This is a genomic window from Frankia sp. AgKG'84/4, assembly GCF_023242965.2.
Classification (GTDB): Bacteria; Actinomycetota; Actinomycetes; order Frankiales; family Frankiaceae; genus Frankia.
In genome coordinates, this window is record NZ_JALKFU020000255.1 from 1 (window position 1) to 7,274 (window position 7,274).

At 72.5% G+C, this 7,274-nt stretch carries 6 protein-coding genes and 1 pseudogene; 4 read left to right on the forward strand and 3 right to left on the reverse strand.

The genetic code is table 11. The features are described 5' to 3' along the window. Positions 1-1,270, reverse strand: a 1,270-nt coding sequence (locus MXD58_RS31695) for an ABC transporter ATP-binding protein (RefSeq protein ID WP_250609468.1), incomplete at its 3' end; no start/stop codon positions are given. Between the two features lie 368 nt (positions 1,271-1,638). Between MXD58_RS31695 and rplM the strand changes: the two genes are divergently transcribed. From rplM to glmS, 4 genes are all read left to right on the forward strand, one after another. Next, a complete protein-coding gene (gene rplM, locus MXD58_RS16000) occupies positions 1,639-2,082 on the forward strand; it encodes a 50S ribosomal protein L13 (RefSeq protein ID WP_248838719.1) in 444 nt (147 codons plus the stop codon). Positions 2,083-2,170: 88 nt separating this feature from the next. Beyond that, positions 2,171-2,578, forward strand: coding sequence for a 30S ribosomal protein S9 (gene rpsI, locus MXD58_RS16005; protein ID WP_250609469.1), 408 nt, complete (start codon positions 2,171-2,173; stop codon positions 2,576-2,578). A gap of 118 nt (positions 2,579-2,696) precedes the next feature. Continuing rightward, positions 2,697-4,061, forward strand: coding sequence for a phosphoglucosamine mutase (glmM, locus tag MXD58_RS16010; protein ID WP_248838720.1), 1,365 nt, complete (start codon positions 2,697-2,699; stop codon positions 4,059-4,061). A gap of 152 nt (positions 4,062-4,213) precedes the next feature. Next, positions 4,214-6,127: a glutamine--fructose-6-phosphate transaminase (isomerizing) gene (gene glmS / locus MXD58_RS16015; protein ID WP_248838721.1), complete on the forward strand. Its 1,914-nt coding sequence runs from the start codon at positions 4,214-4,216 to the stop codon at positions 6,125-6,127. A 97-nt stretch (positions 6,128-6,224) separates the two neighbouring features. On the opposite strand, the gene MXD58_RS16020 is transcribed toward glmS, so the two are convergent. Both MXD58_RS16020 and MXD58_RS16025 read right to left on the reverse strand, forming a co-directional pair. Then, the gene (locus MXD58_RS16020) at positions 6,225-6,794 is read right to left on the reverse strand and encodes an SWIM zinc finger family protein (RefSeq protein WP_248838722.1); all 570 of its coding nucleotides are present in this window, start codon (positions 6,792-6,794) and stop codon (positions 6,225-6,227) included. Positions 6,795-7,094: 300 nt separating this feature from the next. Further along, a pseudogene (locus tag MXD58_RS16025) lies at positions 7,095-7,274 on the reverse strand (hypothetical protein); the annotation flags it as partial.

A 7,274-nucleotide genomic window follows, 5' to 3' on the forward strand; every position in this document is an offset into this window, starting at 1 on the left:
CCCGCCAGCTCGCGGGCCGCTCGGCCGGCCCGGCGGCGGCCACGGCGAGATCCGCACGAGGCGGGGCGACGGGCATCGGCGGTGGCTCGTGCTCCGCGCCGGCGCCGCGGCGCCGACCGAGGTCGATCCCGGAGTCGGCCAGGCGCCGGGGATGTTCGACCAGACGCAGGAAGCCCTCCTCCAGATCGCCGCAGTCGGTGGTCGCGAGCAGCTGTGCGGGGGTGCCCTGGGCGAGCAGCCGGCCCTCGTAGAGCAGTAGCAGCCGGTCGCAGCGGTTGGCCTCGTCCATGACATGCGAACTGACGAGGATCGTCGTGCCCTCGGCGGCCATCCGGCGGAAGTCCCGCCACAGCCGGCGGCGCAGCAGCGGGTCGGCGCCGACGGTCGGTTCGTCGAGCACGAGCAGGTCGGTGCCGCTGATCATCGCAGCGGCGAGGGACACGCGGGAACGCTGCCCGCCGGAAAGCTGGTCGACCAGGATCGTGGCCTGGTCACTCAGGCCGACGTGGGCGAGTAGTGCGTCGAGGCGCTCGGCGGTCCAGGCGCCGGCCCCGTGCCGGTCGGCGGGCTGGACGAGCGCGGCGAAGTAGCGCAGGTTCTCCCGCACGGTCAGGTCTGCGTAGACCGATGCCGCCTGGGTGGCGTAGCCGACGCGGCGGCGCAGGCAGGCATCGCCGGCGGCGTAGCCGTGGACCCGCAGGTCGCCCTCGACGCCGTTCTGCACGCCGACGATTGCCCGCAGCAAAGTGGTCTTGCCGCCGCCGCTCGGGCCGATCACCCCGGTGACGCTGCCCCGGGGAACGACGAAGGAGACGCCGTGGATGATTTCGAGCCCGCCCCGGCCACGCCGCCGGGCGCCGCGGCGGACCCGCACGTCGATCGCGGTGACGGCGGGCGGCGCGGCGGCGGGATGCTGGCCCGTGGCGGGTGCCGGGTCCGGTCCGGGCGCGACCGACCTGAGGTGGTCGAACGAGAACGCGTAGCTCCGCGGGCCGCCGAACAGCGGATCGTCGCTCGGCGGCGTCCACCCGTCGTAGAGGACGTGCCGGCCGCGCAGTTCGGAGCTGGCGGTGCCCGGCCCGGTGCCTGACCACGCGGTGCCCTCCGGGTTCGAGCTGGCCGTGGCGTCGTTCGAGCTGGCCGTGGCGTCGCTCGGATCGAACCCGGGCCCGCCGGGAGCGGGCGGGTGGGCGGCGGGGTTCGGTGTTCCGCGTGCCGGGATGCCGGATCCCGGCCGTTCCTCGTGCCCCCCGCCATCCAATTCAGTCATCCGGGCCAGAATAACCAGCAATCCCGCCATGGCCAGTCCATCCCGGCATCGCCTAGAACGTCCCGGACGGTGGGGATCGGTAGTGTGTGTGCTGGTGAGGTGTCGGTGCCGCCCGGTGGGCGTCCGGAGTCGACTGCTCCGGGTGTGCTGCTCCGGGTGTGGCTGCCCTGGGGCTGATGTCTCCGGCCGGTCCCCGTGGTCGTAGTGGCCCCGGCAGGCCCGTCAGCGGCTGGTCCCGCTCGCCTGGTAACCTCAAAGACTGCTGCGCGTGACACGTCCTGTCTGCGCGCTCCACATTCTTGACTGGCCACGTCTGTCGGCTTCTCGGAAGTCGCCGGGCGGACCCGTCCGAACGAGAAGGCAGACCTGTGCGCACGTACCAGCCCAAGCCCGCGGATGTCCAGCGTGTGTGGCACATCATCGATGCCACCGACGTGGTGCTCGGTCGGCTGGCGACCCAGGCCGCCACGCTGCTTCGGGGCAAGCACAAGCCGTATTACGCCCCCCACATCGACACCGGCGACTTCGTGATCGTCATCAACGCCGGCAAGGTGGCGTTGAGTGGCAACAAGCGTCAGCAGGCGCAGTACCACCGCCACTCGGGCTTCCCGGGCGGTCTGCGCAGCACCTCCTACGGTGAGCTGCTCGACACGCGGCCACAGGTCATCGTCGAGAAGGCGATCAAGGGCATGCTGCCGCACAACAAGCTGGGCCGTGCGCAGGGCACGAAGCTGAAGGTCTACGCGGGTCCGATCCACCCGCACCAGGCGCAGCAGCCCACCCCGTTCGAGATCATCCAGGTCGCGCAGTAACCGCAGACCTCCTCCAGCCGGCCGCCGGGCGATCTTTCGTCCCGGGCCGGCCGCGGGAACCACGCTTCAACCGAGGAAGGAACGCGACGTGGCTGTCGTGACCGACGTACAGGGCAACCCCCGCGCTACCGGGCGCCGCAAGGAGGCGGTCGTACGAGTGCGGCTGCTCCCGGGCGGCGGGAAGTGGACGCTCAACGGGCGGACGCTCGAGGAATACTTCCCGAACAAGGTGCACCAGCAGCTCGTCAACGAGCCGCTCAAGGTGCTTGACAAGGCCGAGTCGTACGACATCGTCGCGCGGCTGCACGGCGGCGGCATCTCGGGCCAGGCGGGCGCGCTGCGACTCGCCATCGCCCGTGCGCTGACGCTGGCGGAGGAGGAGTCGCGGCCTACTCTGAAGAAGGCCGGCTTCCTGACCCGTGACGCCCGGGTCAAGGAGCGCAAGAAGTACGGCCTGAAGAAGGCCCGTAAGGCTCCGCAGTACAGCAAGCGCTGACCCTGCGTCTCCTCCGTCGGCGCGTTCGGGTGGCCCCGGACGCGCGGGCGGGTGGGGGCGTCGGCCGCCGGGAGCGCGCCTGGGTCTCCACCTGGACTTCGACCTATGGGAGACCTCAGTGGCGAGGCTCTTCGGCACCGACGGCGTTCGTGGCGTCGCCAACGTCGACCTGACCGCGGAGCAGGCGCTCTCGCTGGCCGCCGCGGCCGTGGAGCAGCTTGGCGGCCTGGGCGCGCCGGCCGGAGCGGACGGTCGCCGTCCGCTGGTGGTCGTCGGCCGGGATACCCGGCCCTCCGGTGAGTTCCTGGAGGCGGCGGTCGTCGCCGGGCTGGCCGCGTCGGGTGCTGACGTAGCCCGGATCGGTGTCGCGCCGACCCCCGCCGTCGCGCACGCGGTGGCGAGTAGCGGAGCGACCTTTGGCGTGATGCTCTCCGCCAGCCACAACCCGATGCCCGACAACGGCATCAAGCTGTTCGCCGCCGGCGGCCTCAAGCTGCCCGACGACGTCGAGGATGCCATCGAGCGGCAGATGGCGCGGCCGTCGCGGCGCCGTCCGGTGGGACGCGACGTCGGCCGGGTGCGTGACGAACCCGCCCTGGTCGACCGGTACGCCGACCATCTCCTGACCAGCCTGCCGGCGCGGCTGGACGGCCTGCGCGTCGTCGTCGACTGCGCCCAGGGCGCCGCTTCGGCGCTGGCCCCGCGGGTCCTGCGCGCCGCCGGCGCCGACGTCATCGCGTTGCACGCGGACGGTGACGGCAACGCTATCAACGACGGCAGTGGCGCCACCCATCTGGACAGCCTGCGGGACGCCGTCGTGGCGCAGGGCGCCGACGTCGGTATCGCGCACGACGGCGACGCGGACCGCTGTCTCGCGGTCGACGCCGCTGGCGAGGTCATCGACGGCGACCAGATCCTCGCCATCTGCGCGATCGCCCTGGCCGAACGCGGTGACCTGGCCGCGGGCACGGTCGTCGTCACCGTGATGTCGAACCTCGGGTTCCGGCACGCGATGCGCGAGGCCGGCATCACCGTGGTCACCACCCCGGTCGGAGACCGGTACGTGTTGGAGGCGATGCGCGCCGGCGGCTACGTGCTCGGCGGCGAGCAGAGCGGGCATGTGCTCTTCCTCGACCACGCGACGACCGGTGACGGGCTCCTCACGGCGCTGCAGCTGCTCGGCCGGGTCGCCGAGACCGGTCAGCCGCTCGGCGAGCTCGCGAAGGTCATGACCCGGCTGCCGCAGGTGCTCGTCAACGTCCGGGGGGTGGACCGCACCCGGGTGCAGGCCTCGCCGGAGCTGCGCGCGGCCGTGGCCGAGGTGGAGGCGGAGCTCGGCGACGCGGGGCGGGTGCTCCTGCGCCCCTCCGGCACCGAGCCGCTCGTGCGGGTCATGGTGGAGGCGCAGACCGACGCCGTCGCCCGGGAGACCGCCCAGCGACTCGCCGCGACCGTCCGCGAGGCCCTGCCCGCCGTCGGCTGAGACAACACCCGGATCCGTCGGTCTCGGCTGGACCGTCTGGTTTCGACCACTCCGGGTAGCATCACCCGCCGCTGAGGCCACGTTGGGACAACATGGGGTGCGTTCGGCCGGGCGTCTGGGTGGGTCGGGCGCGACCTGCGTACGCTGAGCGCATGTGCGGGATCATCGGTTACGTCGGTGACCAGTCGGCTCTGGACGTCGCGCTGAACGGTCTGCGGCGGCTGGAATACCGCGGCTACGACTCCTCCGGCGTGGCGGTGGTCGGCGCCGGGGCGTTGCGGACGGCGCGTCGCGCGGGCAAACTCGCGAACCTCGAGAAGCTGCTCTCCGAGGGTCCGGAGATGAACCCGATGCCCGGCACCACCGGGATGGGGCACACGCGTTGGGCCACCCACGGCGGCCCGACCGACGTGAACGCCCACCCCCACACGGACTGCACCGGAGCGATCGCCGTCATCCACAACGGCATCATCGAGAACTTCGCCGCCCTGCGGGCCGAGCTCGAGGGGGTCGGGCACGAGCTGGCCAGCGAGACGGACACCGAGGTCGTCGCCCACCTGCTCGAGATCGAGCTCGCCGGCGCGGAGGCCGGCGTGGTTCCCGAGCAGCCGGTGGCCCCGCCGCGGGCCGCAGCGGGCGCCCACCCGCTGACCGGCGCGCTGCGCCGGGTCTGCCGGCGGCTCGAGGGCGCCTTCACCCTCGTGGTGCTGCACCGGGACTACCCCGAGGTGGTCGTCGGCGCGCGCCGCAACAGCCCGCTGGTCGTCGGGCTCGGCCAGGGCGAGGCATTCCTCGCCAGCGACGTCTCCGCGTTCATCGCGCACACCCGGGAGGCTCTGGAGATCGGGCAGGACCAGGTGGTCGAGGCCCGCCGGGACGGCGTGACCGTCACCGACTTCGACGGCGAGATCGTCGAGGGCCGCCGCTACCACGTCGACTGGGACGCCAGCGCCGCGGAGAAGGGCGGCTACCCGTACTTCATGCTCAAGGAGATCAACGAGCAGCCGACCGCGCTCGCCGACACGCTGCGCGGGCGGCTGTCCGCCGACGGCGCGATCGTGCTGGACGAGGAGCGGCTGTCCGCCCAGGACTTCCGCGACGTCGACAAGGTCTTCATCGTCGCCTGCGGCACCGCGTACCACGCCGGCCTCATCGCGAAGTACGCGGTCGAGCATTGGACCAGGCTGCCCTGCGAGGTGGAGATGGCCTCGGAGTTCCGGTACCGAGACCCGGTGCTCGACCGCTCCACCCTCGTCATCGCGATCAGCCAGAGCGGGGAGACCCTCGACACGCTGATGGCCGTCAAGCACGCCCGTGAGCAGAAGGCCCGGGTGCTGGCGATCTGCAACACCAACGGGTCGACCATCCCGCGAGAGTCCGACGCGGTGCTCTACACCCGTTGCGGGCCGGAGGTCGGGGTCGCCTCGACCAAGACCTTCCTCGGCCAGGTCGCGGCCTGCCTGCTCGTCGGCCTGTACCTGGCGCAGGTGCGCGGGGTGCTCTACGGCGACGAGGTGGCCGCCTACGTCGAGCGGTTGCAGCGCACGCCCGAGCTGGTGGAGCGCACGCTCGCCCGGCTCGAGCCGATGCGGGAGCTCGCCCGCAGCCTGGCGGGGGCGAAGGCGGTGCTGTTCCTCGGCCGCCACGTCGGCTACCCGGTGGCGCTGGAAGGGGCGCTGAAGCTCAAGGAGCTCGCGTACATGCACGCCGAGGGCTTCCCGGCGGGCGAGTTGAAGCACGGCCCGATCGCGCTGATCGAGCCGGGCCTGCCGGTGCTGGTCATCGTGCCCTCGCCGCGCGGCCGGGCGAACCTGCACGGCAAGATCGTCTCGAACATCCAGGAGGTCCGGGCGAGGGGCGCGCGGACCATCGTGATCGCCGAGGACGGTGACGTGGCGGTGGAGCCGTACGCGGACCACCTGATCCGCGTGCCGGCCACCGCCTCGCTGTTCGCGCCGTTGGTGACGACGCTGCCGCTGCAGGTGTTCGCCTGCGAGCTGGCCCTGGCCCGCGGTCTGGACGTCGACCAGCCGCGGAACCTGGCGAAGTCGGTCACGGTCGAGTAGACCGCCGGTGGGTCGCTGACGGCGGTCCACCGCATCACCGCGGGTGGGTCGCTGATGGCGGCCCACCGTGTTGCGGCGGCGCGGCGCCGCTGTGCCGTCAGGTGGACGGGGCGGCGCCGTGCTGGCGACCGTGCCAGGCGACGGTGGCCTCCCACAGGGCGTCCGCGACCGCCTCGTTCTCCTCCGCGGCGTCGAGCAGGGTCTCGACGAGCTCCCCCCGGGGCACCCGGCTGAGGAACACCCGCATCGCCGCGTGCACGGGATCGTCGGCGAACAACGAGCTCTCGACGATGATCCCGCCGGTCTCCTCGTCGGCGTCCTCGTCGTCCTCGGCGAGGCCGGCGGAGCCGGTCGCGACCAGGGCGACGGCGACGGCGTGCCGGCAGAACGAGCCGGTGGCGCCCTCGGGGCAGGTGCAGCCGGTGCGGGGGCCGTCGTCGGCGGCCTCGAGGCGCACCTCCTGCGGCCCGTCGTCCTCGACTGTGCCGGACGCGTTGGTGGGGCGGATACGCAGCTGCTCGACGCGGCCGAGCAGGGCCAGGTTCACCCCTTCGATGAACACGCCCGTGCCGGCGCGCTGGGCGCAGGCACGTTCCTCGAAGGCCGCTTCGAGCGGGGTGACGGGGTCCCCGTCGTGCCCGTTCTCCCCGGACACAGAAATGATCACGGTCCAATCCTACGGAATCCGAGCGCGATCGGCGCTGGTGAGGCGTACGGCTTCGTCCGGAGACTTGCCGGAAGTAGCATCGCGATATATCGTGAGCGTACGCCAGGGCGGCCAAATGGCCGCGGTTGGCAATCGAGTGATGTGACCTTCGTCGGGATCGCCCCGGGGAAGGCGGCCTCCGGGCCACAGCGAAAGGAAATGATCATGACATCGCAAGCGATTCCCGGCCCCTGGGGTTCCTGGGGCGGAGGGGGACGAGGGCTGCCGTTCGATCCGGCGCGGCTCTCGGAGTTCCTCGAATCAATGGCCGGCTGCGCCGAGCGGCTGGCTCCCACCACCGGGCAGTGGGGGCCCCCGGGCCGGGACCGGACCAGTCGCGCCGAGCGCGGCGGTCCCCACGAGCGGCAGGACCGGCACGAGCGGCACGAGCACGGCGGTCGCGGCGAAGGCCGCCCGCGTGGCCGTCGCGGTGGCCCCGGC

Excerpts from the sequence above, each read along its gene's own strand:
- glmS (WP_248838721.1), top strand. The coding sequence starts at position 4,214 with ATGTGCGGGATCATCGGTTACGTCGGTGACCAGTCGGCTCTGGACGTC.